This is a genomic window from Neisseria sp. P0021.S006, from assembly GCF_051956895.1.
In genome coordinates this window covers 1-1,749 of record NZ_JBQCWZ010000256.1, presented here as the reverse complement: position 1 = coordinate 1,749, position 1,749 = coordinate 1, and the positions used below count along the sequence as shown (strand labels likewise).

The following is a 1,749-nucleotide window of genomic DNA, read 5'->3' as shown; positions in this document are numbered from 1 at the left end:
GGTACTGTTCGTCCGCAAAATGAACATAAAGATGTGGAGCTTTGGAAAAAAATTCAAACACATATCGACAGCCTAAATTCTTAACTTATTATTAAAATTTCTGGAGATAAAATATGGCAGCAAAAGACGTACAGTTCGGCAATGAAGTTCGCCAAAAAATGGTAAACGGCGTCAACGTATTGGCAAACGCCGTACGCGTAACTTTGGGCCCTAAAGGCCGCAACGTGGTACTCGACCGCGCTTTCGGCGGCCCGCACATCACTAAAGACGGTGTGTCTGTTGCAAAAGAAATCGAATTGAAAGACAAATTCGAAAACATGGGCGCGCAAATGGTGAAAGAAGTGGCGTCCAAAACCAACGACGTAGCCGGCGACGGTACCACTACTGCAACCGTATTGGCGCAATCCATCGTTGCCGAAGGCATGAAATACGTGACCGCCGGCATGAACCCGACCGACCTGAAACGCGGTATCGACAAAGCCGTTGCCGCTTTGGTTGACGAGCTGAAAAACATCGCCAAACCTTGCGATACTTCTAAAGAAATCGCTCAAGTCGGCTCGATTTCCGCCAACTCTGACGAACAAGTCGGCGCGATTATCGCCGAAGCGATGGAAAAAGTCGGTAAAGAAGGCGTGATTACCGTTGAAGACGGCAAATCTTTGGAAAACGAATTGGATGTCGTCGAAGGTATGCAGTTCGACCGCGGCTACCTGTCTCCTTACTTCATCAACGATGCTGAAAAACAAATCGCTGCTTTGGACAATCCGTTTGTATTGTTGTTCGACAAAAAAATCAGCAACATCCGCGACTTGTTGCCTGTTTTGGAACAAGTGGCCAAAGCCAGCCGTCCGCTCTTGATTATCGCTGAAGACGTAGAAGGCGAAGCCTTGGCGACTTTGGTGGTGAACAACATCCGCGGCATCCTGAAAACCGTTGCCGTGAAAGCCCCTGGCTTCGGCGACCGCCGCAAAGCCATGTTGCAAGACATCGCTATCCTGACTGGCGGCGTGGTGATTTCCGAAGAAGTCGGCCTGTCTCTGGAAAAAGCGACTTTGGACGACTTGGGTCAAGCCAAACGCATCGAAATCGGTAAAGAAAACACCACCATTATCGACGGTTTCGGCGATGCGGCCCAAATCGAAGCGCGTGTTGCTGAAATCCGCCAACAAATTGAAACCGCAACCAGCGAATACGACAAAGAAAAACTGCAAGAGCGCGTGGCCAAATTGGCCGGCGGTGTGGCAGTGATCAAAGTCGGTGCCGCTACCGAAGTCGAAATGAAAGAGAAAAAAGACCGCGTGGAAGACGCGCTGCACGCTACCCGCGCAGCCGTTGAAGAAGGCGTGGTTGCCGGCGGTGGTGTCGCCCTGTTGCGCGCCCGTGCTGCTTTGGAAAACCTGCATACCGGCAATGCCGACCAAGACGCAGGCGTACAAATCGTATTGCGCGCCGTTGAGTCTCCTCTGCGTCAAATTGTTGCCAACGCAGGCGGCGAACCTAGCGTGGTTGTGAACAAAGTGTTGGAAGGTAAAGGCAACTACGGTTACAACGCAGGCTCCGGCGAATACGGCGACATGATCGAAATGGGCGTACTCGACCCTGCCAAAGTAACCCGTTCCGCGCTGCAACACGCCGCATCTATCGCCGGCCTGATGCTGACCACAGACTGCATGATCGCTGAAATCCCTGAAGAAAAACCTGCTATGCCTGATATGGGCGGCATGGGTGGTATGGGCGGCATGATGTAAG

The 1,749-nt window shown here is 51.9% G+C and carries 1 protein-coding gene; it reads left to right on the top strand.

Translation table 11 applies throughout. The annotated features are described in order from the left end of the window. Positions 1–113 precede the first annotated feature (113 nt). The gene (groL, locus tag ACTHUM_RS13105; protein ID WP_049322649.1) at positions 114–1,748 is read left to right on the top strand and encodes a chaperonin GroEL; all 1,635 of its coding nucleotides are present in this window, start codon (positions 114–116) and stop codon (positions 1,746–1,748) included. Position 1,749 lies beyond the last annotated feature (1 nt).